Here is a 25,912-nt window from a genome sequence, read left to right as displayed (position 1 = left end):
GCTCACCCCTCGCCCTGGATGGTCATGATCACGGCGTCGATCTCGTCGGGCTTGACCAGCACGTCACGGGCCTTGGATCCCTCGCTGGGGCCGACCACGCCTCGGCTCTCGAGGATGTCCATCAGCCGACCGGCCTTGGCGAAGCCCACCCGGAGCTTGCGCTGCAGCATCGAGGTGGAGCCGAACTGGGTGGAGACCACCAGCTCGATCGCCTGGACCACCAGGTCCATGTCGTCGCCGATGTCGTCGTCGAGGACCTTGTTGGACGCCGCCGGCGCGGTGACGTCCTCACGGTAGCTGGGCTCGAGCTGCGTCTTGCAGTGCTTGACGACCGCGTGGATCTCGGGCTCGCTGACCCAGGACCCCTGGACCCGGATCGGCTTCGAGGCGCCCATGGGCAGGAACAGGCCGTCACCTTGACCGACCAGCTTCTCCGCGCCCGGGGTGTCGAGGATGACCCGGCTGTCGGCGAGGCTGGACGTCGCGAACGCCAGCCGGGACGGCACGTTCGCCTTGATCAGACCGGTGACGACGTCGACCGACGGACGCTGCGTGGCGAGCACCAGGTGGATGCCGGCCGCGCGGGCCAGCTGGGTGATGCGGACGATCGAGCTCTCGACGTCGCGCGGGGCGACCATCATCAGGTCGGCCAGCTCGTCGACGATCACCAGCAGGTACGGGTAGGGCGACAGCGTCCGCTCGCTGCCCGGCGGGACCTCGACCTTGCCCTCGCGGACGGCCTTGTTGAAGTCGTTGATGTGCCGGAAGCCGAAGTTGGCGAGATCGTCGTACCGCATGTCCATCTCGCGGCAGACCCACTCGAGCGCCTCGGCGGCCTTCTTGGGATTCGTGATGATCGGCGTGATCAGGTGCGGCACACCTTCGTAGGCGTTGAGCTCGACCCGCTTGGGGTCGACCATGATCATCCGCACCTCGTCGGGCGTGGAGCGCATCAGCACCGAGGTGATCATCGAGTTGATGAAGCTCGACTTTCCGGAGCCGGTGGCACCGGCGACCAGGAGGTGCGGCATCTTCGCCAGGTTGGCGACGACGAAGCCGCCCTCGACGTCCTTGCCGAGGCCCGCGATCAGCGGGTGGTGGTCGTTGCGCGCCGTGTTCGAGCGGAGCACGTCGCCGAGGGAGACGATCTCCTTGTCGGTGTTGGGGATCTCCACGCCGACCGCGGACTTCCCGGGGATCGGGCTGAGGATCCGCACGTCCTCGGAGCCGACGGCGTAGGAGATGTTGCGCTGGACGCCGAGGATCTTCTCGACCTTGACGCCCGTGCCGAGCTCGATCTCGTAGCGGGTGACCGTCGGACCGCGGGTGTAGCTGGTGACCTGGGCGTCGACGTTGAACTCGTCGAGCACGGTCTGCAGCCGATCGACGACCTCGTCGCTGGCCTTGGAGCGGGCGCGGTGCGGGTCACCGGGCTTGAGCGCGGTGGCGTCGGGGAGCGTGTAGACGATGTCGCCGGACAGGGCGAGCTGCTCGACGCGCTGCGGCAGGTCGGCGTGCGGCGGCGGCTCGAGGTCGCCGGTCTCGTCGTCCTGGCCGGCACCGGAGCTCTGCGCGAGCCGTCGGGCGATGAGCGCGTTGGATCCCGCCTCGGGGTCGAGCGGCTCGTCGTCGACGAGCGGGACGTCGATGGGCTCGCGCAGCTCCATCGACTCCTCCACCGGGCTCGGCTCGTCCTTCTTGCGCCGGCGCTTCCTGGGCTCGTCCAGGACCGGCGAGTCGTACGCCGGGTCACCCATCCGCTCGAAGGTGTCGTCGAGGTCGATCGCCTGGGTCGCGTCGTCGTCCGCCCCGTGATGGCGGCCGAGTAGCAGGTCGCCGAGCTCGCGCAGACGGTCGGGCACGCGGTAGAGCGGCGTCGCCGTGATCACGAGAAGGCCGAAGAAGGCGAGCAGGACCAGGAGCGGTACGACGACGGCGGGTGCGCGGAGCAGGTCGAGCAGCAGAGCCGAGACGACGTACCCGACAGCACCGCCACCGTCGCGCAACGGCGTCGTATCGCCCTGCACCGGCTCGGGGCTGCCGTTGGCGATGTGGACGATGCCGAGCAGCCCGAACGCGAAGGCGGTCCAGCCGATCACCTGGCGTCCGACGGGCCCGTTGCCGACCGGGTCGCGCATGACCCGCCAGCCGGCGGCCAGCACCAGCAGCGGCACGAACCAGCCGATCTTGCCGACCGACCCGGACACCGCGGCCCGGGTGAAGTCCATGACGCCGCCCGGCACCTCGAACCACACGGCGCCGGTGATGACGAGGGCGACCGCGACGAGGAGGAGGCCGAACCCGTCGCGGCGCTGCTCGGGCGCGATGTCCCGGGCGCCGTGGCCGACGCCGCGGGTGACCGCGCCGATGCCGTGGGCGAAGGCCAGCCACAGGGCGACCCCACCCCGGCCGAGGGCGGTGAAGGCGCGCAGCACCGGCCCGGGACCGCTGCGCACGGCGCGCGGAGCCGGCCGCCGGGCCTGCGTCGACTTCGCGGTCGACTTCTTGGCCGGCGGGCGCTTCTTGGTGGTCGTACTCCGGGTACGCGAGCTGGCTGTCTTCTTCACGCCCGAGCGGGAGGAAGAACCGGTCCTGCTGCGCGACCCCGGCGGGGAAGACGTACGGGTCGCCATGACACCAAACCTAGGCGATCGTCACTCCAGTCACACGGACCACAGGGCGGTGTGTCGTCGGGGCCCGGGATGTTCTCCGGTCTCAGCGTGAAGGTAAAGGAGAGTTTCCGTCGGACCTCTGGACCGGCCGCATTCCTGCGTCCTAGGGTGCCGAGCAGTGTTCGGAGCGGGCAACACTCGGACCCCGCCGACGACACGTTCTATCTCGAGGAGAACATTCGTGAGACTCAACCTTCCCGATGCCCTGAGGAAGGGCGTCGGACTCTCGCTCGTCGGGGCGGCCCTCGTGGTCGTCCCCTCGGCGCCGGTGACGGCGGCCCCGAACGATCCGTCCGTCGTCCAGCAGATGCGCGGCGAGGCCAGCGGCGATGTCGCCGTGACCATGTCCCCGGCCACCGACCGGCTCGGCTTCATCAGCGCGACCAAGGACCTGTACCCGTCCGAGCGCTCGGGGACGACGAGGAGCGGCGCCCAGGAGAAGTCGAGCGCGTACGTCGACAAGTACGCCCGCGCGTTCGGCGCGTCCGCCGGCCAGCTCGAGCAGAGCGCGGTCACCAAGACGGAGGCGGGCTACACCGTCGACTTCGCCCAGAGCCACCAGGGCGTCCCCGTCTTCGGCGCGAAGCTGCGCGCCCAGGTCGACCTCGACGGCGACCTCGTGTCGGTGTCCGGGCACGTCGCCCCGAAGGTCGACGTCGACGTGACACCCCGCATCGACGAGGCGAGCGCCGAGGCGAAGGCGATCGAGCTCGCCGCGCAGGCACCCGCCGGCGCGGGCGAGGACGCCGCCGTCAAGCCGAAGGCGAGCACCCTCACCGCCGAGGCCACCTTGATGGTCTACCGGATGGGTGCCATCCAGGGTGTCGAGGGCCGCAACCTCCTGGCCTGGGTGGTCGAGGTGACCGACGGCAAGCAGACCCGCGAGACCAGCGTGCTCGACGCGATCACCGGCAAGCCGGTGAACCGCTACTCGATGATCGCGCACGCGCTCGATCGCGAGCTGCACGAGCAGTCGATCGAGAACCCTCCGGTGTGGGTCGAGACGGACGCCCCGAACTGGCCCGAAGGCACCGGGGGCGCTGACCTGACCGAGGACCAGCAGAACGAGGTCCAGGGCACCGGCGAGGCGTACTGGCTCTTCATGAACTCCTTCGGCCGGGACTCCTGGGACGGCGCGGGCGGCAAGATGATCACGGTCAACAACGACCCGACGATCCAGTGCCCCAACGCCAACTGGAACGGCCGGTCGACCAACTACTGCACCGGCGTCTCCTCCGACGACACCGTCGCCCACGAGTGGGGCCACGCCTACACGGAGAAGACGTCCGGCCTGCTCTACCAGTGGCAGCCAGGTGCGATGAACGAGGCCTACTCCGACATCTGGGGCGAGACCGTCGACATGCTCAACGACCGCTTCAACCAGCCCGACGAGGAGACCCATCGCACCGACGGCAAGTGCTCGGAGGGCACCCGCGGTGACATCGACGTCGTCGTGACACCGCTGGACGAGGTCGGTGAGTGCACCGCTGTCGCGGCCGCCTTCGGTCCGATCATCGACAACGTCACCGACGACCTCGTCGTCGGCGTCGACGCCGTCGAGGAGGACGAGGGCGAGGTGGTCGGCACCGACAGCGACGGTTGCTCGCCGTTCGACAACGGTACCGAGATCGCAGGCAAGTTCGTGTACGTCGACCGGGGCCTGTGCGCCTTCGCCGACAAGATCGCGCACGCCGAGGACGCCGGCGCGACGGGCATCATCTTCGGCAACAACCAGCCGGGCGTCGCGTCGGTCGCCGGCTTCTCCGAGATCTACGGTGCGATGGTCAGCCAGGCCGACGGAGCCGAGATCAAGGCCGCAGCCGGCCCGCTGAGCATCACGCTGACCGACGCCGAGGTGCCGGGCTCACGCGACGCGAGCTTCCGCTGGCTGTCCGGCGAGGACGACCCGGCCTTCGGTAGCGCCATCCGCGACATGTGGAACCCGAACTGCTACGGCGACCCGGGCAAGGTGTCCGACGAGGAGTACTTCTGCGACACCGACGACAGCGGCGGCGTCCACACCAACTCCGGCGTGGTCAACCACACCTTCGCGCTGCTCGTCGACGGCGGCACCTTCAACGGCGTGACCGTCCCGGGCATCGGCCTGGACAAGGCCGCGCACCTCTTCTGGCGCACGCAGTTCGTCTACCTCACCCCGACCTCCGGCTTCGCCGAGCTGGCCGACGGGCTCGAGGCGTCCTGCGCGACGCTGACCGGCAACACCGCGTTGAAGAAGCTGACGCTCGGGAACAGCGCCACCGGTGGCAGTGCGGCCGACGAGGGCACCATCGCGCCCATCGCCGCCGCGGACTGCGCGGCGGTGACCAAGGCGATCGCCGCCACCGAGCTGCGCAAGGAGCCGGTGCAGTGCAACTTCAAGCCGATGTTCCACAGCGGCAAGGCCAGCTGTGGCGACGACACGGTCACCAAGGACCTGTGGGCCGAGGGCTTCGAGTCGGGCATCCCGGCCGGCTGGACGCAGGACGTCGAGTACGCCGACTTCGGACCTGATGGGCATGGCTCCAAGCACTTCGACGCGACGACCACGAGAGAACTGCCGGTCGTCAGCAAGGGCGGCATGCAGCACAAGGGCGGCACGTCGGTGCTCTACTTCGATGACAAGGGCGAGGCCGGCAACTTCGGCAGCTGCAACCTCGACGAGGACGACTACTCCTCGCGCGTGGGGATGTCGACACCGGTCCTGACGGTGCCGGACGGCGCGCTGCCGAGGCTCTCCTTCGACCACTACGTCGCCACCGAGGTCTCGTTCGACGGCGGCAACGTGAAGGTCAAGGTCAACGGCGCTCCGGAGTTCGAGCTGGTCCCGGACCGGGCCTGGCTCTACAACGCGCCCGGTGGGGAACTCGACTCCGTGGCGGCCGGCAACACCAACCCGATGGCCGGAGAGCCGGCGTTCACCGGCGCCGACGGTGGGCTCCCGACCGGACAGTGGGGCTACTCGGCCATCGACCTGTCGATGATCGCCAAGCCCGGTGACACCGTCCAGTTCCGGTTCGACTTCGGCATGGACGGCTGCAACGGCAACGACGGCTGGTACATCGACAACGTCGCCCTGAGCGTCTGCACCGCCCCGGTCCCGCCGGCCCCCGGCACCGCGACCGTCTCCCCCAAGGCGAGCGCCAAGAAGGGCACCGTCACGATCACGATCAACACCGCCAACGGCGTGATGCCGTCCGGTCCGGTCACGGTCACGATCAAGGGCAGGACGTACACCGGGACCGTGGTCAACGGCGTGCTGAAGGTCAAGGCCAAGAAGCAGCTCAAGAAGCTGTGGAGGCAGGGCAAGCGCAAGGTCAAGGCGACCGTGAGCTACCCCGGCGACGCCAAGATCGCGCCGTTCTCGGGGAAGGTGACGATCAAGCTGAAGGGCAAGCAGTAGCAGGACGCACGAGAGTGCATGGGTTCTCGGTGGATCGAGAGCTCATGCACTCTCGGCTTTTTTCTGCCTCCGTTGTTGCGGTTTGGTCCCCAACCGCAACAATTCGGGGCAATCGGATGCGGTATGTGCCCAATTGCAACGCGTTCTACCCGTCGAGCGAGCGCCACGCGGCGCATGGTCATGCAGGCGTCGGCCCGCTCTTAGGCCTCGACGACGACCGGGATGATCATGGGCCGGCGCTTGTGGGTGTTGCTCACCCAGCGGCCGATGGTGCGGCGCACCGTCTGCTGCAGCTGGTAGGTGTCGGTGCTGCCCTCGCTGATGGAGCGGTTGACGGCGTCGACGATGGGCTGCTTGATCGGCTCGAAGTCGGAGTCGGCCCAGGCGTGGCCACGGGCGTGGATCTCGGGGCCGGCGGAGACCTTGCCGGCGACCGAGTCGACGACCACGATCACCGAGATGAAGCCCTCCTCGCCGAGGATCCGGCGGTCCTTGAGCTCCGACTCGGTGACGTCGCCGACCGACTGGCCGTCGACGAAGACGTAGCCGCACTCGACCTTGCCGACCACCGAGGCCACCCCGTCGACGAGGTCGACGACGACGCCGTCCTCGGCGTAGACGACGTTCTCGACGCCGGTCTGCTTGGCGAGGTCGCCGTTGGCGAGCATGTGGCGGACCTCGCCGTGCACGGGCAGCACGTTGCGCGGCTTGACGATGTTGTAGCAGTAGAGCAGCTCGCCGGCGCTGGCGTGACCGGAGACGTGGACCAGGGCGTTGCCCTTGTGGACGACCCGGGCGCCGAGCCGGGCCAGGCCGTTGATCACCCGGTAGACGGCGTTCTCGTTGCCGGGGATCAGGCTGGAGGCGAGGACGACGGTGTCGCCCTCCTCGAGGTGCACGAAGTTGTGGGTGCGCTGCGCGATCCGGGCCAGCGCGCTGAGCGGCTCACCCTGCGACCCGGTCGAGATGAGCACCTGCCGCTCCGGGGCGAGGTCGGCGAGCTCCTTGGCCTCGACCATCACGCCCGGCGGGACCTTGAGGTAGCCCAGGTCGCGCGCGATCGCCATGTTGCGGACCATCGAGCGGCCAACGTACGCCACCTTGCGGTTGTGCTTGACCGCGGTGTCGAGGACCTGCTGGACGCGGTGCACGTGGGAGGCGAAGCAGGCCACGATGATGCGCTGCTTCGACTCGGCGAAGGCCTGCTCGAGCACCGGGGTGATCTTGCGCTCGGCCGTCGTGAAGCCGGGCACCTCGGCGTTGGTGGAGTCGGTGAGGAAGAGGTCCACCCCCTCCTCCCCCAGTCGGGCGAAGGCCCGCAGGTCGGTGATCCGGCCGTCGAGCGGGAGCTGGTCCATCTTGAAGTCGCCGGTGTGGAGCACCAGGCCGGCGCCGGTGCGGATCGCGACCGCGAGCGCGTCGGGGATGGAGTGGTTGACCGCCACGAACTCCAGGTCGAAGGGGCCGAACGAGATCTTGTCGCCCTCCTTGACCGTGTAGAACGGCGTCTGGCGCAGGCGGTGCTCGCGCAACTTGGAGTTGAGCAGCGCCAGGGTCAGCTCGGAGCCGACCAGCGGGATGTCCTGCCGCTCGCGCAGGAGGTACGGCGTCGCGCCGATGTGGTCCTCGTGACCGTGGGTCAGCACCAGCGCCTCGACCTTGTCGAGCCGGTCGCGGATGGCCGCGAAGTCGGGGAGGATCAGGTCGACGCCGGGCTGGTGGTCGTCGGGGAACAGCACGCCGCAGTCGACGATGAGCAGCCGACCGTCGTACTCGAAGACCGTCATGTTGCGGCCGACCTCGCCGAGGCCCCCGAGGGGGATGACCCGCAGGCCGCCCTTGGGCAGCTTCGGGGGCGCGGACAGCTCGGGGTGCGGGTGCGACATCAGAGGAGGCCCGCCGCGGCGAGACCGGCGCGGAGGTCGGCGACCTCCGCGTCGTCGAGCGCCAGCAGTGGCGGCCGGACCGTTCGGTCGGTCAGGACGCCGACCAGCTCCAGCGCGGCCTTGGCGGTCGTGGCGCCGTAGTTGCCCACGCCCATGATCGCCTCGAACGCCGGGATCAGGCCGGTGTGGATGCGCAGCGCCTCGGCGTGGTCGCCAGCCAGGAAGGCGTCGATCATCGCGCGCAGCTGGGTGCCGGCGACATGGCCGACGACCGAGACCAGGCCGGTCGCGCCGTAGGCGAGGTAGCCGAGCGTGTTGACGTCGTCGCCGGAGTAGACGGCGTAGCCGAGGTCGACCAGCTGGGCGGTGCGGGCCAGGTCGCCCGTCGCCTCCTTGACCGCGACGACGGTGTCCCACTGGCGGGCGGCGGCATAGGTCTCCAGCGAGATCTTGGTGCCGGTGCGGCCCGGGACGTCGTAGAGCATGACCGGCACGCCGGTGGCCTCGACGACGTGGCGGAAGTGGTTGAGCACGCCGGGCTGGCTGGGCTTGTTGTAGTAGGGCGTCACGAGCAGGAGCCCGTCGGCGCCGACCTTCTCGGCCTGCTTGGCGAGCTCGACGGAGTGGCGGGTGTCGTTGGTCCCCACGCCGGCGACCACCTTGGCGCGCTCGCCGACGGCGTCCTTGACGGCGGCCAGGGTCTCGCCGTCCTCGGCGCCGGTGGTGGTCGGGGACTCGCCGGTCGTGCCGGAGACGACGATGCCGTCGTTGCCGTTGTCGACGAGGTGCTTGGCGACCTTCTGCACTCCGTCCAGGTCGACGGAGCCGTTCTCGAGGAACGGCGTGACCATGGCGGTCAGCATGGTGCCGAAGGGTGCGGGAGTCATGACCCCCAGCCTATCGTCACACCTGCGGCATCACCTCAGCCGCCACGAGGCGCAGGTGGTCGAGATCACCCAGGTCGAGCACCTGGAGGTAGATCCGCTGGGCGCCCAGCGCGGCGTACCGCCCGATCTTGTCGACCACCTCGGCCGGCGTGCCGGCCAGTCCGTTGGCCCGCAGCTCGTCGACCTCGCGGCCGATGGCGGCCGCCCGCCGGGCGATCGCCGCCTCGTCCTCGCCGACGCACAGCACGAGGGCGTTGGACCAGATGATCGACGCCGGGTCCCGTCCGATCTCCTCCGCCGCGCGACGCACCCGGCCGAACTGGACGGCGGTGAACTCCTCGTCGACGAACGGCAGGTTGAACTCGTCGGCGTACGCCGCCGCGAGGGCCGGGGTCTTGTGGGCGCCCTTGCCGCCGATCAGCAGCGGGACACCGCCACGCAGGCCGCTCGACTGGACCGGCTTGGGCAGCGCGGGGCTGTCGTCGAGCCGGTAGTGCTGCCCGCCGAACGCGTACCGCTCGCCCACCGGCGTCGACCACAGCCCGGTGATCAGCTCCAGCTGCTCGGCGTACCGCTCGAAGCGCTCGCCGGTGTCGGGGAACGGGATGCCGTAGGCCGTGTGCTCCTGGGTGAACCAGCCGGCGCCGATGCCGAGCTCGACCCGGCCGCCACTCATCTGGTCGACCTGCGCGACCTGGATCGCGAGCACGCCGGGGTGGCGGAAGGTGGCGCTCGTCATCATCGTGCCGAGGCGGATCGTGCCGGTGTCGCGGGCCAGGCCCGCGAGCGTGGTCCACGCGTCGGTCGAGCCGGGCAGGCCGTCACCGCTCATGTGGAGGTAGTGGTCGCTGCGGAAGAAGGCGCCGAAGCCGAGGCGCTCGGCCTCGAGGGCGACGGCCAGCAGGTCGTCGTACGTCGCGCCCTGCTGCGGTTCGGTGAAGACACGGAGCTCCATGTCTCCTACCTTGCCAGTCGTCTGGTCAGGACCCGCCGCAGGAGAACGCCCGCTCCCACCACACGATCGTGAACCCGTCGCGCGGCTCGCGACGCACCTCGCGCCAGCGCTTCGGGCCGAACTCCGGGTAGTGGGTGTCGCCCTCCGGTGACAGCGGGATCTCCGAGATGACCTGCTCGTCGGCGTACGGCATCGCGGCGGCGTAGACGGCCGCTCCCCCGCCGATCATCACCTGCCGGTCGTCGGGCTGCCCGTCCAGGAGCCGGTCGGCGAGGTCGAGGGCGTCGGTGATCGAGTGCGCGACCTCGACCCCTTCCGCGGCGTACGACGGGTCGCGGGTCAAGACGATCGTGATGCGGCCCGGCAGGGGCCTCCCGATGCCCTCGTGGGTGGTGCGGCCCAGGATCAGCACATGGCCCGTCGTCGTGGCCTTGAAGTGCTGGAAGTCCTCGGAGATCTTCCACGGGATGTCGGCGTCGGCGCCGATCACGCCGTTCTCGGCGACGGCGGCCACCATGGTGACCCGCCGTCCTGCGGGGGTGGTCATCCGCCTAGACCGCGATCGGGGCCTTGATGGCGGGGTGCGGGTCGTAGCCCTCGACCGTGATGTCGTCGAGCTCGAACGCGTCGATCTCGGTGACCGCCGGGTTGAGCACCAGCGTCGGCAGCGGCCGCGGCTCGCGAGTGAGCTGGAGCCGGGCCTGCTCGAGATGGTTGGAGTAGAGGTGCGCGTCGCCGAGGGTGTGCACGAAGTCCCCGACGCCGAGACCGGCGACCTGCGCGACCATGTGGGTCAGCAGGGCGTACGACGCGATGTTGAACGGCACGCCCAGGAACACGTCGGCGGAGCGCTGGTAGAGCTGGCAGCTGAGCCGGCTGCGCCCCTCGGCGTCCGGGGCGACGTAGAACTGGAACAGACTGTGGCACGGCGGCAGCGCCATCTCGTCGACCTGGCTGGGGTTCCAGGCCGAGACGACGTGGCGGCGACTGTCGGGGTTGGCCCGGATCTGTGCGATCACCCGCGCGAGCTGGTCGATGTGGCCGCCGTCGGGCGTGGGCCACGAGCGCCACTGAGCGCCGTAGACCGGGCCGAGGTCACCGTTCTCGTCGGCCCACTCGTCCCAGATCGTGATGCCGCGCTCCTGCAGCCAGCGCACGTTGGTGTCCCCGCGGAGGAACCACAGCAGCTCGCCGAACACCGAGCGGGTGTGGATCTTCTTCGTCGTCACCAGCGGGAAGCCCGCGGAGAGGTTGAAGCGCATCTGGTGGCCGAACACGCTCAGCGTGCCGGTGCCCGTGCGATCGCCCTTCTCGGTCCCCTCGTCGAGGATCCGCTGGACGAGGTCGAGGTACGCGCGCACGAGCTCAGCCTAGGCGGCGGTGGGTCGTCACAGGGTGACCGTCCCTCGGATGGTCGTGAGGGTGTCGCCGCCGACCCAGATCGTGCCGCCGGTGTCGGTGTCGACATGGACCCGTCCCCGTCGGCCGATGACCGTCCCCTGCGCCGCGACGTACGACGCCGGGAGCACGCCGCCCGCGAGCCACTGCGCGAGCGAGGCGTTGAGCGAGCCGGTGACCGGGTCCTCGGTGCCGGCCGCCTCGTCGGACACGAACGCGCGGACCTCGACCGCGCACTCCGAGCCGTCCGGGTAGGGGCCGACGACGCCGACCTTGCCGGGCAGGTCCGCGAGCGAGGGGGCGAGGGCGAGCACCTCCTCGGCGCTGGCCAGGCGGACGGCCACCCAGCCGGGCCCGTTGTCGGCCCAGGCGAGGTCGACGATCGCCGAGCGGTCGATGCGCAGGCCGGTCGCGATCCGCTCGGCCAGCTCCTCCTCGACCGGGCCGGAGCGGATCAGGTCGGGGGCCGCGAACGCCAGCCGGCCGCCGTCGCGGCGCAGCCGGACCAGCCCGACACCGCACTCCTGCACCACGCCCTCCCCCGCCGGCACGCCGCCGGCCTCGAGCCAGGCGTGCGCCGACCCGAGGGTGGGGTGACCGGCGAACGGCAGCTCCTCCTCGGTCGTGAAGATGCGCACCCGGTAGTCGGCCGCGGCGTCGGTCGGGGCGAGCAGGAAGGTCGTCTCGCTGAGGTTGGTCCAGCGCGCGAAGCGCTGCATCTCCTGCTCGCTCATCCCGTCGGCGCCGTGGACCACGGCGAGGGGGTTGCCGAGCAGGGGCTCGGCGGTGAACACGTCGACCTGGCGGAAGTCCCGGATCATGGCGTCACACAGCGCGTCACACAGCGCGATGCCGCCGTGCGTGTGGTGCGTGCATCGCAAGGCGGAGGAGGGAGGCGGCTGTCAAGCGAAGCGGGCCGTCGACCGACGACAACGCGGCGAGGTGCGTGCCACACGTGCGGCGTCACGCGCTGAGCGACATCGGGCCGTATACCTCGCGGTCGACCTCGAAGAGCGTCACCTGGGTGACGCCGAGGTCGGCGAGGGCCGACCAGATCTCACCGATCCAGGACTCGGCGTCGCCCTGGTTGGGGAACGCCTGGTCGGCGTACTCCTGGGCGTCGGCACCGGTCAGCGTCACCTCGGCGCCCGAGGAGTCCTCGAGGCGCCAGTGCCAGGGGTTCTCGGCCGGGGCGGACGGACGGTAGGGAGCGGGCTGCTCGGGCAGGGTCATGGTCACGACTCTCGCACGGAGGGCTGCACGAACGGGGGCTTGGTGATCTGGAAGACCTCCGGTCGGCCGCGGACGTCGACCATCACCTCGGCGCCGTCGTCGACCACGGTCGAGACCAGCGCCAGGCCGATGCCCTTCCTCATGGTCGGCGAGAAGGTGCCGGAGGTGACCTCGCCGAGAGGGACGTCGCGCAGCAGCCGCACGCTCATGTGCGGGCGCGGGATCGCGCGGCCGGTCGAGACGATCCCGACGAGCTTGCGGCGCGGGCCCTCCTCGCGCTCGGCGAGCAGCCGGGCGCGGCCCCAGAAGGCGGGCTTCTTCCAGCCGACCGCCCAGCCGAGGCGGGCCTCGTTGGGGGTGATGTCCGGGGAGATGTCCTGCCCGTGGAGGGGATAGCCCATCTCCGTGCGCAGCGTGTCGCGGGCGCCGAGACCCGCCGGCACCAGGTCGTACTGCTCGCCGGCGGCCATCAGCGCGTCCCACAGGGCAGGCGCGACCTCGGACGGGGCGATCAGCTCGTAGCCGCGCTCGCCGGTGTAGCCGGTGCGACAGACCACGACCCGCGCGCCCTCGAAGGGCGCCTCGACGAAGGTCAGGTAGTCGTGGCCCGCCGGCAGCCCGACGCCGGCGACGACCTCGTCGGACCGGGTGCCCTGGATCGCGAGCACGACGTAGTCGCGGTGGTGGTCGAGCACCTCGACGCCCTCCGGCGCGGCCGCGACCAGGCGACGGCGTACCTCGTCGTTGTTGGCGGCGTTGGGGACGACGAGCACGTGGTCGTCGTCGCGGTAGTAGGTGAAGACGTCGTCCACGATCCCGCCGGTGGCGTCGTCGACGACGAGGCTGTACTGCGCCTGGCCGGGGCCGATCCGGTGCAGGTCGTTGGTGAGGGTGGCGTTGAGGAAGTCCACCGCCCCGGGCCCGCGGACCACCAGCTTGCCGAGATGGCTGACGTCGAAGATGCCGACGCCACCGCGGACGGCGGCGTGCTCCTTGACCACGCCCGTGGGGTACTCGAGGGGCATCAGCCACCCGCCGAACTCCGAGAACTTGGCGCCCAGCGCCTCGTGCCGGTCGTGCAGGGGCGAGTGCTGGGGTGACTGCTCGGATGACTGCTCGGTGGTCGCGTCCGCCATGAACCGGAATCTAGGGCATGCGGCTCCCGGACGGGAGCGTGGCTATTCTGCGACCCGTGACGTCCTTCGCGCTCCGCACGGCCAGCCCCGCCAAGACCCGCGCCGAGGCGGTGGTCGTGGGGGTGCTTCCCGACGGGGCGCTGGCGCCGGGCGGCGAGGACGTCGCGGCGGCGTACGGCCGCAAGCTCTCCGGCCTGCTCGCGACGGTCGGGGCCAAGGGTGCGCCGGGCGAGGTGGCCAAGGTGCCGACCGCCGGGACCATCGCCTCCCCGCTCCTCGTGCTGGTCGGGCTGGGCGCGGATCCGGACGCCGCCGCCGTACGGCGTGCCGCGGGCAATGCCGCGCGCGCGGTCACCAACGCCGCCTCGGTCGCGCTGGCCCTGCCGGCGGACACGCCCGACCTGGTGCGCGCCGTGGTCGAGGGCTACCGGCTGGGCGGCTACGCCTTCACGTCCTACAAGAGCAAGCCGGCGACGCCGACGACCCCCGCGGAGGTCGTGGTCCTCACGCCGGCGGCGCGCCGGGCCGAGGTCGCCGCCGCCGTCGAGCCCGCCCAGGTGCTCGTCGACGCCGTCACCGCCGCCCGCGACTGGGTGAACACACCGCCGGGCGACCTGACGCCGCCGGCCTTCGCCGACGCCATCGCCGCGGCGGTGAAGGACGTCAACAAGGGGCTGGCCAAGGGCCGCACGAAGGTGAAGGCCGAGGTGCTCGACGAGACCCGTCTGGCCGAGCTCGGCTGCGGCGGACTGCTCGGGGTCGGCGCCGGCTCGGCCGCTCCCCCGCGCCTGGTCGAGCTCAGCTACGCCCCGAAGGACGCGGTCGCCCACGTCGCGCTCGTCGGCAAGGGCATCACCTTCGACTCCGGCGGCCTGTGGATCAAGCCTGCCGCCAGCATGGCCACGATGAAGGAGGACATGGCCGGCGCGGCCGCGGTCGTCCAGGCCACCCTCGCCGCGGCCCGCCTCGGTCTCCCCGTGCGGATCTCCGCGTACGCCGCCCTTGCCGAGAACATGGTCGGCGAGGCGGCGATGCGTCCCGGCGACGTGCTGCGGACCTACGACGGCACCACCGTCGAGGTCACCAACACCGACGCCGAGGGTCGCCTGGTCCTGGCCGACGCCCTCGGCCGCGCGGTCGAGGCCGAGCCGGACACGATCATCGACATCGCGACCCTCACCGGGCACATGGTGCTGGCGCTGGGCGACAAGATGGCCGGCGTCCTGGGAGACGACGACGTCGTCGCCCAGGTGATCGCCGCCGGCGCGACGGCCGGCGAGGATGCCTGGCCGATGCCGATCCCCGAGTTCATGGACGGCCGGATCCGCAGCTCCACCGTGGCCGACCTCGCGCAGTACGACGGCATCCGCTGGGGTGGCGGGCTGTTCGCCGCCGCCTTCCTGCGCGAGTTCACCGGCGGCCTGCCCTGGGCGCACCTCGACATCGCGGGGCCGACCTTCAACAAGGGCGGCCCGTCGGGTCACCTCGCGAGCGGCGCGACCGGCTACGGCGTGGCAACCCTGCTGGAGTACTTCAGGAGTCGTGCGACTGCTGGCGCCGCTGCTGCTCCCGCTGCTTCTGCTCCTGCCTGACCCGGGAGTTGTAGTCGCGCATCCGCTGCGGCACGCCGACCACCGCGGCGTCGTAGGACGGGACCTGGTGACGGTTGCAGAAGTCGTGGGCCCAGTTGATCGACGGGACCCGGCGCCGGGTCCACTCGCCGTCATGCGCGACGAGCAGCAGGGTGATCTCGCTGACCGCGGTGCGTGGCTCGACGAAGCCCTCGACACCGCGGCGCTCCCGGACCCAGGTGCGCAGGTGCTCCTCGTCGGCGCGGTCGGATGCGCGCACCCGGGTCGAGCCTGTGCGCGTTCCGTCCTTGGCCGGGTTACTCATCCGTAGCTTGGAGCCGCCACGGAACCGGTCGAACAAACCCATGGATCTAGTGTGCCCGAACCGTGGGTGGGCCGTTGCCGGTTGCGTTGTCCATGGTGCAAGGATGAGCACCATGGCGACCGAAGTCACTCTCCCCGCGCTCGGTGAGTCCGTCACCGAAGGCACCGTCACCCGCTGGCTCAAGCAGGTCGGCGACCAGATCGCGATCGACGAGCCCCTGCTCGAGGTCAGCACCGACAAGGTGGACACGGAGATCCCGTCCCCCGTCGCCGGCACGCTGGTCGAGATCCGCGCGAACGAGGACGAGACGGTCGAGGTCGGCGCCGTACTGGCCGTCGTCGGCGAGGCCGGTGAGGCCGCGCCCGCCGCCGAGGCCGCTCCGGCTGAGAGCGAGCCGGCTCCGGCCCCCGCCGAGAGCGAGCCCGCCGCCGAGGCTGCTCCGGCCCCCGCCGAGGCCGCCCCCGCCGCGGCCGAGCCCGAGCCGGCGGCCCCCGCCGCGTCGGCCGGCGCCGCCGAGGGCACCGCCGTCACCCTGCCCGCCCTGGGCGAGTCGGTGACCGAGGGCACCGTCACCCGCTGGCTCAAGCAGGTCGGCGACGCCGTCGCCGTCGACGAGCCGCTGCTCGAGGTCTCCACGGACAAGGTCGACACCGAGATCCCCTCACCGGTGGCCGGCACGCTGCTCGAGATCAAGGCCGCCGAGGACGAGACGGTCGAGGTCGGCGCCGAGCTCGCGATCGTCGGGTCGGGCTCACCGGCTGCCGCGCCCGCCGCTGCACCTGCGCCCGCTGCCCCGGCCCCTGCTCCGGAGGCCGCGGCACCTGCGCCGGCCGCCCCGGCACCCGCCGCCCCGGCACCCGCCGCCCCGGCACCCGCCGCCCCGGCACCCGCCGCCCCGGCACCTGAGGCTGCGGCACCGGCCCCCGCTGCCGAGAACTCCGACGGTCCGGGCTACGTCACCCCGCTGGTGCGCAAGCTCGCCGCCCAGCACGGCGTCGACCTCGGCCAGGTCACCGGCTCGGGGGTGGGCGGACGCATCCGCAAGCAGGACGTCCTCGACGCGTCGGCGCCGAAGACCCCCGCCGGCAGCGCTCCTGCCGCTGCCGCCCCCGCGGCGACACCTGCCGCGCCGGCGACCCCGTCGCCGCTGCGCGGCCAGACCGTCAAGGTCAGCCGGCTGCGCAAGATCATCGCCGAGCGGATGGTCGAGTCGCTGCACGTCTCTGCCCAGCTGACCCAGGTGGTCGAGATCGACGTCACCAACATCGCGCGACTGCGCGAGAGCGTGAAGGCGGAGTTCCAGGCGCGCGAGGGCGTCAAGCTGACCTACCTCCCGTTCTTCACCAAAGCCGCGATCGACACCCTCAAGCAGCACCCGTCGCTCAACGCCAACCTCGACCTCGACAAGGGCGAGATCACCTACTACGACCGCGAGAACGTCGCCTTCGCCGTCGACACCGAGAAGGGCCTGCTCACCCCGGTGGTCAAGGACGCCGGCGACCTGTCGATCTCCGGCCTGGCCAAGAAGATCGCCGACGTCGCGGAGCGGACCCGGACCAACAAGATCGGTCCCGACGAACTCTCCGGCGGCACCTTCACGATCACCAACCTCGGCAGCTTCGGCGCTCTGTGGGACACGCCGATCATCAACCAGCCGCAGGTCGCCATCCTCGGCCCCGGTGCCGTGGTCAAGCGCCCCGTGGTGATCGACGACGAGGACCTCGGCGAGACCATCGCCGTGCGTCACATGGTCTACTTCGCGCTCACCTACGACCACCGGGTCGTCGACGGCGCCGACGCCGGTCGCTTCCTGCGCGACCTCAAGAAGCGTCTCGAAGCCGGTCAGTTCGAGGTCTGAGGCCCGCCGTGCACGTCGTGGTCGCCGGATCCTCCGGCTTCCTCGGCCGCCGGCTCGTCAGCGAGCTGCGCGGCCGGGGCCACGACGTCACCTGCCTGGTCCGCCGCGACCCGGACCGCGACGAGTCCCGCTGGGACCCGCAGAACGGCGCGGTGGATGCCGGGCTCGTGCGGTCCGCCGACGTCGTCGTCAACCTCGCCGGAGCGCCGCTGATCGGCAACCCGCACTCGAAGAAGTGGGCGCACGACGTCCTCACCAGCCGGCGCGCCACGACCGGCCTGCTCGCCGCCACCATCGCCGCGGCGGCCACACCCCCGGCCCTGGTCAACGCCTCGGGCGTGAGCTGGTACGGCGACCACGGCCCCGTCGAGCTCACCGAGGCCTCCGACACCCGCGGCCATGCCCTGCTCACCCGGGTGTGCCGGGAGTGGGAGGCCGCCGCACATCCGGCCGCGCAGGCCGGCGCCCGCGTGGTGCTGCTGCGGACCGCCCCGGTCCAGGACCGGAGCAACGCGCCGCTGCGACAGCAGCGACTGCAGTTCCTCGCCGGCCTGGGCGGGCGACTGGGCAGCGGCCGGCAGCACTATCCGGTGATCTCGCTGCGCGACTGGGTCGGCGCGGCGGCCTATCTCGTCGAGCACCCGACCGCATCGGGACCGGCCAACCTGTGCGCCCCGATCACGCCGACGAACGCCGAGTTCACCCGTGCCCTGGCCCGCCTGGTCCACCGCCCGGCCCTGCTGCCCGCGCCGGCGGCCGCGATCCGGCTCGCCGCCGGCCCGATGGCCGACGAGGTCCTGGGGTCGCTCAACCTCCGCCCGGCCGCCCTGCTCGACCTCGGCTACGGCTTCGCCGACCCCGACGTGGACGCGGTGCTCGCCACCGGGCTCCGCGGCTCGGCCGCCTGAGCCGCCGCGAGCAGCCACCGGGAACCGTCCCGGACGAACGCCAGTCGCCGGGTCGTCGGCCCGTCCCGGGGCAACGCCGTCGGCATCCCCGGTCCGGGCCGGACGGCGACCGCGGCGGCCAGCCGGTCGGTGACCACCAGCACGATCCGGTGATCGGTGCGCCGCCTCAGCTCCACGGCCAGCACCTGCATCTCCAGGCCCTCCACGCGCAGACCTCGCCGCAGCCAGGCGCGCAGCATGCCCACGTCCCGCTCCCCCGCGGCGGATCCCGGCACGTACAGCGCCCGCAGCGCCGCGACCTCCCCCTCCGCCCAGGCGCGCGAGCGCGCCCGGTCCCAGTCACGGAGCACGGCCAGGGAGCCCACGGCACGAGCGACGTCGACCCCGCCGGCGGCGGGACCGAGGACGGAGACCGGCCCACCCGACGGCGTACCGGACGGCGGGGGGCCGGGCCGCAGCAGGACGCCGGCGACCACCGCGGCGATCGTCAGGAGGACGGCCGCGGTGCCGGCGAGGACGGTGCGTGCGCCCGAGATCCGCATACGCCGATCCTGGCCCCTCCCCCCGACAGGCGCATCCGGTCGTCCACAGGTCCGGGAGTAGGCTCGACCGCGTGACGCTGACCTTCCGCGAGGACGGACTCGGACCCGACTTCATCGACTACGTCACGGCGTGGGACCTGCAGCGCGAGCTGCACGCGCAGGTCGTCGCCGGCGAGCTGACCGACACCGTCCTCCTCGTAGAGCATCCGCCGGTTTTCACGGCCAGTCGCCGGACCGAGGCGCACGAGCGCCCCGCCGACCCGGGCGGCGCCCCGGTCATCGAGGTCGACCGCGGCGGCAAGATCACCTTCCACGGCCCCGGCCAGCTGGTCGGCTACCCGATCGTGCGGCTGGCCGACCACGTCAAGGTCGTCGACTACGTGCGGCGCCTCGAGGAGGCGATCATCGCGGTGTGCGCCGAGTTCGGCGTCACGACGGCGCGCATCCCCGGCCGCACCGGCGTGTGGCTCAAGGCCGACGAGCGTGGCGACGAGCGCAAGATCGCCGCGATCGGCATCCGGGTGCGCAAGGGCGTCGCCATGCACGGCTTCGCACTCAACTGCGACGTCGACCTCAGCTGGTACGACCGGTTCGTCCCCTGCGGCATCGCCGACGCGGGCGTCACCTCCCTGAGCGCCGAGCTCGGGCGCGACGTACCCGTGCGCGAGGTGCTGGACGCCGTACGCCGTCATCTGGCCGAGCTGCTCGCCTGGGGCCCCTACATCCCGACCCCCGACTACGAGCCACGCCCGGACCCGGCCAAGGCGACGGTCCCGGTGCTCGGCTATCCCGCCCGCGGAGTAGGCTGAGGCAGTGAGTTCAGCACCCGAGGGGCGCAAGCTCCTGCGCCTGGAGGTCCGCAACGCGGAGACCCCGATCGAGCGCAAGCCGTCGTGGATCAAGACCAAGGCGAAGATGGGCCCGGAGTACACCGCCCTCCAGAAGCTGGTGAAGTCCGAAGGGCTCCACACGGTCTGTCAGGAAGCCGGCTGTCCCAACATCTTCGAGTGCTGGGAGGACAAGGAGGCCACCTTCCTCATCGGTGGCGACCAGTGCACCCGGCGCTGCGACTTCTGCCAGATCGACACCGGCCGGCCGCAGCCGCTCGACCGTGACGAGCCGCGCCGGGTCGCGGAGTCGGTGCAGACGATGGGCCTCAAGTACGCCACGATCACCGGTGTCGCCCGCGACGACCTCCCCGACGGTGGCGCCTGGCTGTACGCCGAGACGGTGCGTGCCATCCACGAGCTCACCGCCGACAACGAGCAGGGCGCCACGGGCGTCGAGAACCTGATCCCCGACTTCAACGGCGTCCCCGACCTGCTCACCGAGGTGTTCGAGTCACGCCCCGAGGTCCTGGCCCACAACGTCGAGACGGTGCCGAGGATCTTCAAGCGGATCCGCCCCGCGTTCCGCTACGAGCGCTCCCTCGACGTCCTCACCCAGGCCCGCGCGTTCGGGCTGGTCACCAAGTCGAACCTGATCCTCGGCATGGGCGAGACCCGGGAGGAGGTCTCCCAGGCCCTGCGCGACCTCCACGACGCGGGCTGCGAGCTCGTCACGATCACCCAGTACCTGCGGCCCTCGGTCCGGCACCACCCGGTCGAGCGGTGGGTCAAGCCCGAGGAGTTCGTCGAGCTCGCGACCGAGGCCGAGGAGATCGGGTTCAGCGGCGTCCTGTCCGGACCGCTCGTCCGTTCGTCGTACCGGGCCGGTCGTCTGTATCGTCAGGCGATGGCCGCGCGCGATGCCCGCGCCGAAGCGACCGTCTGACGTCCGCCGTTCCGCCTGAGGAGACCGCAGCACCCCATGTCGAACACGCCTGTCGATCCGTCCACGCTGAGCCGTCGCCGGCAGATCATCGAGACCTACAAGATGTCTCGGGAGGTCGACCCGGCGATCCGCTGGTGGATGCTCGGTTCCTTCCTGATCTTCGGCGGACTCGGCCTGGTGCTGTTCCGCCTGGTCCTCCCCCACAACAACTCGGTCTTCAGCTGGATCCTCGCCGGCATCGCGACCTTCCTCATCGGCCTGCTCGCGCTGATGATCGTCTTCGGCCGCCGCGCCCAAAGGGCGGCGTTCGCCCGCCTCGACGGCCAGCTCGGCGCCGCGGCGCGTGCGCTGACCATGCTGCGCCGAGGCTGGGTCATCGAGGAGGTCGTCGGCTTCACCAAGCAGCAGGACATGGTCCACCGCGTGGTTGGCCCCCCGGGCATCGTCCTCGTCGGCGAGGGCAACCCCGGCCGGCTCAAGGCACTGATGCTCAGTGAGCACAAAAAGCACGAGCGGGTCGCCGGCGACTACCCGGTCCACGACATCCTGGTCGGCACCGAGGAGGGGCAGGTCCCGCTCAAGAAGCTGGTCCGCCACGTCCAGAAGCTCGGTCGCCAGGTGAAGCCGGCGGAGATCACCGAGATCCGTCAGCGTCTGCGCGCCCTCGACGCCCAGCGTCCCAAGGTGCCGCTCCCCCGCGGCCCGGTGCCCACCTCGATGAAGGGCATGCGCGGCAACCTGCGCGGTCGCTGAGCCACCCGCCTCGCCGGGCTACTTCACCAGCGTGCGCAGCGTGGCGAAGGTGACCGTCGACGTACCGGCGAGGATGTCGTGGAGTCCCCGGCCGTCGGCACGGAACACGAGCGGCGGGATGACCAGCGCGACCATGACCTGCCGCAGCAGCGCCTTGAGCGGGTTGAGACGGCGGAGACGCCCGTCGGCGGGTACGACGCACAGGCCCGTCAGCAGCTTCCCCGCCGAGCCGCCGGCCAGCCAGGTGAGCAGCGCCGACTCGGCGACGTACACCGGCAGGACCAGGAACGAGGCCGTCGAGCCGGGTTCGGTGTAGTCGTCGAGGCCGAAGGCCACGATGACCACCAGCGTGCACAGCGCCCAGTCGACGAGCAGCGCCAGGACACGGCGTCCCCACGAGGCGGTGGGGACCGAGGGACTGTTCACATCAGCGACACGTGGCACGCGACCAAGGGTAGGCGGGACCGTCGTTCGGACGGCCGTCACCCCGCGTCGGGCATCTTGTTACATTCCGGAAACAAAGCGGTCATGGGTGGGAAACTGCGCGACCGGTAAGTTGCTGTGAGCGGCGCTCCGCACGGGCGCGGACCGTCTGCCGCGACCGACCACACCCCCGTCGGGTAACGCCTGAGGGCACGTCCATAGGAGACGTGCCGAGGAGGAACGAATGTTCAACAACAGCGAAGAGCTGCTCAAGTACATCAAGGACGAGGGCGTCGAGATGATCGACGTCCGCTTCTGCGACCTGCCCGGTGTCATGCAGCACTTCACCGTGCCGGCCTCGTCCTTCGACCAGTCCGTCTTCGACGACGGCCTGGGCTTCGACGGCTCCTCGATCCGCGGCTTCCAGGCGATCAACGAGTCGGACATGTCGCTCTTCCCCGACCCGACGACGGCGTACATCGACCCGTTCCGGAAGTCGAAGACGCTCAACGTGAACTTCTTCATCCACGACCCGATCACGGGCGAGGCGTACTCCCGCGACCCGCGCAATATCGCCAAGAAGGCGCTGGCCTACCTCAGCAGCACGGGCATCGCGGACACCGCGTTCTTCGCCCCCGAGGCCGAGTTCTACATCTTCGACAACGTCCGCTACTCGACCGGCGTCAACGAGGGCTACTACCACATCGACTCGGTCGAGGGCTGGTGGAACTCCGGCAAGGACGACGACACCAACCGCGGCTACAAGACCCGGCTCAAGGGCGGCTACTTCCCGGTCGAGCCGTACGACCACTACAGCGACCTGCGCGCCGACATGGTCAAGAACCTCGAGGCCTGCGGCCTCCAGGTCGAGCGGGCCCACCACGAGGTCGGCACCGCCGGCCAGGCGGAGATCAACTACCGCTTCGACACGCTGCTCAAGGCCGCGGACGACGTGATGAAGTTCAAGTACCTCATCAAGAACACCGCCTGGGAGCAGGGCAAGTCCGTCACCTTCATGCCGAAGCCGATCTTCGGCGACAACGGTTCGGGCATGCACGTGCACTCCTCGCTGTGGAAGGAGGGCTCGCCGCTCTTCTACGACGAGACCGGGTACGGCGGCCTGTCGGACCTCGCCCGCTGGTACATCGGCGGCATCCTCGACCACGCCCCCGCGCTGCTCGCGTTCACCAACCCGACCGTGAACTCGTTCCACCGCCTGGTCCCCGGCTACGAGGCGCCGATCTCGCTGGTCTACTCCTCGCGCAACCGCTCCGCCTCGATCCGGATCCCGATCACCGGCAGCAACCCCAAGGCCAAGCGTGTCGAGGCCCGCTTCCCCGATCCGTCGGCGAACCCCTACCTCGCGTTCTCGGCCCTGATGCTCGCCGGCCTCGACGGCATCCAGAACAAGACCGAGCCGCCCGCCCCGGTCGACAAGGACATCTACGAGCTCCCGCCGGACGAGATGGCCGAGATCGCCCAGGTCCCGACCTCCCTCGGCGCCGTCCTCGACGAGCTCGAGGCCGACCACGACTTCCTCACCGTGGGCAACGTCTTCACTCCCGACCTGATCGAGACGTGGGTCTCGTACAAGCGCGAGCACGAGATCGCGCCCGTGCAGCTGCGTCCGCACCCGCACGAGTTCGAGCTCTATTACGACATCTGATTCGAGGGTTTTCACCCTCTGTCAGTAGTTGCCGAAAACGGCGGCTGACCTGCGGAAACGTCTTTCGACGTCTTCCAGCGTCAGCCGCCGTTTTTCGTTGTTGTGTGTCACCAGTGTGTCAACGGAACCGGCGGGCATCGCCGGACCGGCCGGCTCACCTAGGGGTATGAAGCTCTCCGTTTACTCCCCCGACGAGCTGGCCGCGGCACTCCCCCACCTGCTCGGGTTCAAGCCGGAGAAGTCGGTCGTGTTCGTGCCGATGAGCGCCGACCTTCCCATCGCTCGCATCGACCTTCCGACCACTCCGAGAGACCGCGACGCGGCCTGGGAGGCCATCCGCTCCCCTCTCGGCCGCTACGCCCGGCCAGGAGCGAGCATGGGCATCGTCTGCGTCACAGCGAACCGCGAAGAAGCGGATCGAGTCGTCCAGGACTTCGCCGCTCGACTCGACACCATCGGCATCGACACCGCGCTCATGGTGTGGGCGAACGACTCCGAGTGGCATGACTACTACCTGGGCGAGTCCGGCTATCAGACCGAAGCGGCGCGCGAGTATGTCGCTGCCGAGATGGCCCCGACAGGCCGCCCACGGCCTGCGGCCAGCCGTGCGTCGTTGGCGTCATCGTTGGTCGGCGACCGGGAACCCGTCGCGGAGCTCTTGTCCGAGGCTCGGGAAGCCGCCGAGACGACGCCACCACGCGCCGAGGCCAAGTGGGCTGTCGGACGGCTTCGGCAGTTTCACGCCGACGGTCGGCCGCTGTCTGATCGTGACGCGGCCCGGCTGCTCGTCGCCGTCGAGACGATCCCGATTCGTGACCGACTGTGGGACGACATGACCACCGACAACGCGGACTCGCACGTCGCACTGTGGACCGACCTGACTCGGAGGGCTCCCGACGAGGTGCGCTCCGCTCCCGCCTCGCTGTTGGGCCTCGCCTCGTGGCTGAGCGGGGACGGTGCCAAGGCTCTGTGCGCGGTGGAGCAGGTGCCACGCGACAGCCGCTACCCGCTCGCCGGGTTGGTGGCCGCGGTCGTGGAGTCGGCTATGCACCCGCGCGAGTGGGAGTCGGTCAAGAGGATCGGCCAAGATGCCGACTTCGCCGCACCGCAGGCGGGACCACGGAACAATCCCGTCCGGCCCGCGCCCGCGCTCTGAGAAGGCAGCTCCGATGGAGACTCCGCGCCGTCGACAGGCCCCAAGCCGATTGGAGCGCCGCCTCGCCCGACGGGTGAGGCTCCGAGCGCGACCAATGAAAGGTTCCCGTGTTCCTGTCGATGTGATGCGCCGTGACGAGATTGTGTGGCTCGACAAAGGGGCGGCAGAGCGGCGACGAGCGGTCTTTCTGACGTAGGCGTCCGTTGCGCGTGTCGGGCCTACGCGGTGACCATCGGGGCATAGCGGGAGGCGGCGCGACGCTCCTTGAACTCGTGCAGACGAACTCGCACCAGCAACACCAGACTGACCGGCCCCATGATGGCGAACTTCATCGCGTTCCAGATGAACAGCAGTACGAGGACGTTGAGCCAACCCGGTCCACCGTCGCGGATGATCGTGGTGCAGACGCTGGCGGCGTAGAGGTAGGGCACGGCCAGGAGCATCGCGGGGACGCCCCACTTCAAACCCCGGCGGGTGCGGATCAGGTCGAGCGCGATGTTGGTGGGCATGTAGAAGCGCAGGTAGTACCGGGCGTGCTCGCTGGCGGTCCAGATGAGTCGAAGCATGACGGCAGTCCTCTCTCGGGTCTGGCGACAGAGAACCTTGAAGGACTGCCCAGCGGGGCCGGACGGCCGTGCCACCACGTCGGGAGCGGCGGCGAACCTTAGAAGAAGTCGCCTTTCTCCCACCATACGCCCGAGCACAGACAGGTGGAACCCTCTCTTGGACGGCTGACCCGCGCACCTGATCGGTGAATCTTCGAGCGAGAGGAACCGATCATGGCGACGATGGCCGAGCAGGTGGCAGGCGAGCGGATGGCTCGCATGGTGTTGTCGATGATCGCCGAGCCGGACGACTCGGTGACCGGACACGTTCTGGCGCGGTTCGGTGGCATGGAGACGCTGCGGCTGGTCGAGTCTGATGACGCGATCCCCGACCTGGAACGTGCGGACGCGATGCTGTGGCGCGAGCGCTTGCGGGCGAACGTGACCGCGGACCTGTTCGAGCGGGTCGCCGAGCCCGCCCAGCGGGGCATCGGCACCTTGATTCCCGCCGACAACCATTGGCCCACCGGCCTGAACGACCTCGGCGTCCTCGCCCCCTACGTCTTGTGGACACGCGGCGCGACCTCCCTGTTGAACACGCCCCTCCGTGAGCGGGTCACCATCACCGGGGCACGCTCGGCCACCGCCTACGGCACGGAGATCACCCGCGACTTGGCCGCGAACCTGGCCAACGACGAGCGTGTGATTGAATCGCCCCGGGTCTGATGGAGGCTCTCAATCCATGGAGGATGAGAGTCATGGCAGCACCCAGGAAATACCCCGACGAGCTGCGTGAGCGGGCGACCCGGATGGCGGTCGAGCTGC

Annotated in this window: 23 protein-coding genes; 10 read left to right on the top strand and 13 right to left on the bottom strand. The window is 70.6% G+C overall.

What is annotated here, in order from left to right; translation table 11 throughout:
- Positions 1-2 precede the first annotated feature (2 nt).
- On the bottom strand, positions 3-2,633 hold the full coding sequence (locus RB608_RS26020) for a DNA translocase FtsK (RefSeq protein WP_308091001.1): 2,631 nt from the start codon (positions 2,631-2,633) through the stop codon (positions 3-5).
- 220 nt (positions 2,634-2,853) lie between these two features.
- Here RB608_RS26020 and RB608_RS26015 point away from each other — a divergent pair, with 220 nt between their 5' ends.
- On the top strand, positions 2,854-6,072 hold the full coding sequence (locus RB608_RS26015; protein WP_308091000.1) for a M4 family metallopeptidase: 3,219 nt from the start codon (positions 2,854-2,856) through the stop codon (positions 6,070-6,072).
- A 200-nt stretch (positions 6,073-6,272) separates the two neighbouring features.
- Here RB608_RS26015 and RB608_RS26010 read toward each other — a convergent pair whose 3' ends face one another.
- The 8 genes from RB608_RS26010 to gcvT form a co-directional block, all read right to left on the bottom strand.
- A complete protein-coding gene (locus RB608_RS26010) occupies positions 6,273-7,958 on the bottom strand; it encodes a ribonuclease J (RefSeq protein WP_308090999.1) in 1,686 nt (561 codons plus the stop codon).
- Entirely contained in the window at positions 7,958-8,845 is an 888-nt protein-coding gene (gene dapA / locus RB608_RS26005; protein ID WP_308090998.1) for a 4-hydroxy-tetrahydrodipicolinate synthase, read from the bottom strand. The genes RB608_RS26010 and dapA overlap by 1 nt, the downstream gene beginning before the upstream one ends.
- Positions 8,846-8,861: 16 nt before the next feature.
- Positions 8,862-9,800 carry an LLM class F420-dependent oxidoreductase gene (locus RB608_RS26000; protein ID WP_308090997.1) on the bottom strand — a complete coding sequence of 313 codons (939 nt, stop codon included), beginning with the start codon at positions 9,798-9,800 and terminating at the stop codon, positions 8,862-8,864.
- 25 nt (positions 9,801-9,825) lie between these two features.
- Positions 9,826-10,347 carry a dihydrofolate reductase gene (locus RB608_RS25995; protein WP_308090996.1) on the bottom strand — a complete coding sequence of 174 codons (522 nt, stop codon included), beginning with the start codon at positions 10,345-10,347 and terminating at the stop codon, positions 9,826-9,828.
- Positions 10,348-10,351: 4 nt separating this feature from the next.
- The gene (locus RB608_RS25990) at positions 10,352-11,161 is read right to left on the bottom strand and encodes a thymidylate synthase (protein ID WP_308090995.1); all 810 of its coding nucleotides are present in this window, start codon (positions 11,159-11,161) and stop codon (positions 10,352-10,354) included.
- 27 nt (positions 11,162-11,188) lie between these two features.
- Positions 11,189-12,019 (bottom strand): PhzF family phenazine biosynthesis protein, encoded by an 831-nt coding sequence (locus RB608_RS25985; RefSeq protein WP_308090994.1) that lies wholly within the window; start codon positions 12,017-12,019, stop codon positions 11,189-11,191.
- A gap of 142 nt (positions 12,020-12,161) precedes the next feature.
- A complete protein-coding gene (locus tag RB608_RS25980) occupies positions 12,162-12,431 on the bottom strand; it encodes a hypothetical protein (RefSeq protein ID WP_308090993.1) in 270 nt (89 codons plus the stop codon).
- A gap of 2 nt (positions 12,432-12,433) precedes the next feature.
- Entirely contained in the window at positions 12,434-13,567 is a 1,134-nt protein-coding gene (gene gcvT / locus RB608_RS25975) for a glycine cleavage system aminomethyltransferase GcvT (protein ID WP_308090992.1), read from the bottom strand.
- A gap of 56 nt (positions 13,568-13,623) precedes the next feature.
- On the opposite strand from gcvT, the gene RB608_RS25970 reads away from it, so the two are divergent.
- Positions 13,624-15,159, top strand: a complete 1,536-nt coding sequence (locus RB608_RS25970) for a leucyl aminopeptidase (protein ID WP_308090991.1) — start codon at positions 13,624-13,626, stop codon at positions 15,157-15,159.
- Here the strand turns inward: RB608_RS25970 and RB608_RS25965 are convergent.
- The gene (locus RB608_RS25965; RefSeq protein ID WP_308090990.1) at positions 15,101-15,418 is read right to left on the bottom strand and encodes a hypothetical protein; all 318 of its coding nucleotides are present in this window, start codon (positions 15,416-15,418) and stop codon (positions 15,101-15,103) included. The genes RB608_RS25970 and RB608_RS25965 overlap by 59 nt on opposite strands.
- 157 nt (positions 15,419-15,575) lie before the next feature.
- On the opposite strand from RB608_RS25965, the gene sucB reads away from it, so the two are divergent.
- Entirely contained in the window at positions 15,576-17,321 is a 1,746-nt protein-coding gene (gene sucB / locus RB608_RS25960) for a 2-oxoglutarate dehydrogenase, E2 component, dihydrolipoamide succinyltransferase (RefSeq protein WP_308090989.1), read from the top strand.
- Between the two features lie 8 nt (positions 17,322-17,329).
- Positions 17,330-18,229, top strand: coding sequence for a TIGR01777 family oxidoreductase (locus RB608_RS25955; RefSeq protein WP_308090988.1), 900 nt, complete (start codon positions 17,330-17,332; stop codon positions 18,227-18,229).
- Here RB608_RS25955 and RB608_RS25950 read toward each other — a convergent pair.
- Entirely contained in the window at positions 18,163-18,771 is a 609-nt protein-coding gene (locus tag RB608_RS25950; protein ID WP_308090987.1) for a hypothetical protein, read from the bottom strand. The two genes, RB608_RS25955 and RB608_RS25950, sit on opposite strands and share 67 nt — an antisense overlap.
- A gap of 71 nt (positions 18,772-18,842) precedes the next feature.
- On the opposite strand from RB608_RS25950, the gene lipB reads away from it, so the two are divergent.
- From lipB to RB608_RS25935, 3 genes are read left to right on the top strand one after another with little or no spacing between them, the layout of a single operon-like run.
- On the top strand, positions 18,843-19,580 hold the full coding sequence (gene lipB / locus RB608_RS25945) for a lipoyl(octanoyl) transferase LipB (protein WP_308090986.1): 738 nt from the start codon (positions 18,843-18,845) through the stop codon (positions 19,578-19,580).
- A 4-nt stretch (positions 19,581-19,584) separates the two neighbouring features.
- The gene (lipA, locus tag RB608_RS25940; protein WP_308090985.1) at positions 19,585-20,544 is read left to right on the top strand and encodes a lipoyl synthase; all 960 of its coding nucleotides are present in this window, start codon (positions 19,585-19,587) and stop codon (positions 20,542-20,544) included.
- 36 nt (positions 20,545-20,580) lie between these two features.
- Positions 20,581-21,297: a DUF4191 domain-containing protein gene (locus RB608_RS25935; protein ID WP_308090984.1), complete on the top strand. Its 717-nt coding sequence runs from the start codon at positions 20,581-20,583 to the stop codon at positions 21,295-21,297.
- A gap of 18 nt (positions 21,298-21,315) precedes the next feature.
- Here the strand turns inward: RB608_RS25935 and RB608_RS25930 are convergent, their stop codons facing one another.
- Complete coding sequence (locus RB608_RS25930) at positions 21,316-21,741, bottom strand: RDD family protein (RefSeq protein ID WP_308090983.1); 426 nt, start codon at positions 21,739-21,741, stop codon at positions 21,316-21,318.
- Between the two features lie 223 nt (positions 21,742-21,964).
- Here RB608_RS25930 and glnA point away from each other — a divergent pair, with 223 nt between their 5' ends.
- Together glnA and RB608_RS25920 are read left to right on the top strand one after the other, a co-directional pair.
- Positions 21,965-23,386: a type I glutamate--ammonia ligase gene (gene glnA / locus RB608_RS25925; protein ID WP_308090982.1), complete on the top strand. Its 1,422-nt coding sequence runs from the start codon at positions 21,965-21,967 to the stop codon at positions 23,384-23,386.
- A gap of 247 nt (positions 23,387-23,633) precedes the next feature.
- On the top strand, positions 23,634-24,542 hold the full coding sequence (locus RB608_RS25920) for a DUF4192 domain-containing protein (RefSeq protein WP_392391061.1): 909 nt from the start codon (positions 23,634-23,636) through the stop codon (positions 24,540-24,542).
- A 218-nt stretch (positions 24,543-24,760) separates the two neighbouring features.
- Here RB608_RS25920 and RB608_RS25915 read toward each other — a convergent pair whose 3' ends face one another.
- The gene (locus RB608_RS25915; protein ID WP_308090981.1) at positions 24,761-25,108 is read right to left on the bottom strand and encodes a sulfate permease; all 348 of its coding nucleotides are present in this window, start codon (positions 25,106-25,108) and stop codon (positions 24,761-24,763) included.
- Positions 25,109-25,321: 213 nt separating this feature from the next.
- Here RB608_RS25915 and RB608_RS25910 point away from each other — a divergent pair, with 213 nt between their 5' ends.
- Positions 25,322-25,813, top strand: coding sequence for a DNA-processing protein DprA (locus RB608_RS25910; protein WP_308090980.1), 492 nt, complete (start codon positions 25,322-25,324; stop codon positions 25,811-25,813).
- Positions 25,814-25,912: the final 99 nt, after the last annotated feature.

It is taken from the genome of Nocardioides sp. LHD-245 (genome assembly GCF_030929495.1).
Classification (GTDB): domain Bacteria; phylum Actinomycetota; class Actinomycetes; order Propionibacteriales; family Nocardioidaceae; genus Nocardioides.
The sequence above is the reverse complement of the archived record's forward strand: the minus strand, read 5'-3'. Positions and strand labels throughout refer to the sequence as shown.

Excerpts from the sequence above, each read along its gene's own strand:
- RB608_RS26020 (WP_308091001.1), bottom strand. The coding sequence starts at position 2,633 with ATGGCGACCCGTACGTCTTCCCCGCCGGGGTCGCGCAGCAGGACCGGT.
- gcvT (WP_308090992.1), bottom strand. The coding sequence starts at position 13,567 with ATGGCGGACGCGACCACCGAGCAGTCATCCGAGCAGTCACCCCAGCAC.
- RB608_RS25950 (WP_308090987.1), bottom strand. The coding sequence starts at position 18,771 with ATGCGGATCTCGGGCGCACGCACCGTCCTCGCCGGCACCGCGGCCGTC.
- RB608_RS25980 (WP_308090993.1), bottom strand. The coding sequence starts at position 12,431 with ATGACCCTGCCCGAGCAGCCCGCTCCCTACCGTCCGTCCGCCCCGGCC.
- RB608_RS25915 (WP_308090981.1), bottom strand. The coding sequence starts at position 25,108 with ATGCTTCGACTCATCTGGACCGCCAGCGAGCACGCCCGGTACTACCTG.
- dapA (WP_308090998.1), bottom strand. The coding sequence starts at position 8,845 with ATGACTCCCGCACCCTTCGGCACCATGCTGACCGCCATGGTCACGCCG.
- RB608_RS26000 (WP_308090997.1), bottom strand. The coding sequence starts at position 9,800 with ATGGAGCTCCGTGTCTTCACCGAACCGCAGCAGGGCGCGACGTACGAC.
- RB608_RS25910 (WP_308090980.1), top strand. The coding sequence starts at position 25,322 with ATGGCGACGATGGCCGAGCAGGTGGCAGGCGAGCGGATGGCTCGCATG.
- RB608_RS25935 (WP_308090984.1), top strand. The coding sequence starts at position 20,581 with ATGTCGAACACGCCTGTCGATCCGTCCACGCTGAGCCGTCGCCGGCAG.
- glnA (WP_308090982.1), top strand. The coding sequence starts at position 21,965 with ATGTTCAACAACAGCGAAGAGCTGCTCAAGTACATCAAGGACGAGGGC.
- RB608_RS25995 (WP_308090996.1), bottom strand. The coding sequence starts at position 10,347 with ATGACCACCCCCGCAGGACGGCGGGTCACCATGGTGGCCGCCGTCGCC.
- RB608_RS25985 (WP_308090994.1), bottom strand. The coding sequence starts at position 12,019 with ATGATCCGGGACTTCCGCCAGGTCGACGTGTTCACCGCCGAGCCCCTG.
- RB608_RS26010 (WP_308090999.1), bottom strand. The coding sequence starts at position 7,958 with ATGTCGCACCCGCACCCCGAGCTGTCCGCGCCCCCGAAGCTGCCCAAG.
- sucB (WP_308090989.1), top strand. The coding sequence starts at position 15,576 with ATGGCGACCGAAGTCACTCTCCCCGCGCTCGGTGAGTCCGTCACCGAA.